Source organism: Enterobacter sp. 61D5 (assembly GCF_034107965.1).
GTDB classification, from domain to species: domain Bacteria; phylum Pseudomonadota; class Gammaproteobacteria; order Enterobacterales; family Enterobacteriaceae; genus Enterobacter; species Enterobacter cloacae_M.
Genome location: NZ_JAWNFK010000042.1, coordinates 1 through 225, shown reverse-complemented (window position 1 = coordinate 225; position 225 = coordinate 1). Strand labels below are relative to the sequence as shown.

General features: G+C 49.3%; 1 tRNA gene. It reads left to right on the top strand.

The annotated features are described in order from the left end of the window. The first annotated feature begins 57 nt into the window (after positions 1 to 57). Positions 58 to 133 (top strand) — tRNA-Glu (locus UTM25_RS22385). The last annotated feature ends 92 nt before the right edge of the window (positions 134 to 225 follow it).

The following is a 225-nucleotide window of genomic DNA, read 5'->3' as shown; positions in this document are numbered from 1 at the left end:
ACACAGATTGTCTGATGAAAAGTAAATAGCAAGGCGTCTTGCGATTGAGACTTACACGTCCCCTTCGTCTAGAGGCCCAGGACACCGCCCTTTCACGGCGGTAACAGGGGTTCGAATCCCCTAGGGGACGCCACTTGCTGGTTCGTGAGTGAAAGTCACCTGCCGTCATATCTCAAAACTCATCTTCGGGTGACGTTTGAGATATTTGCTCTTTAAAAATCTGGA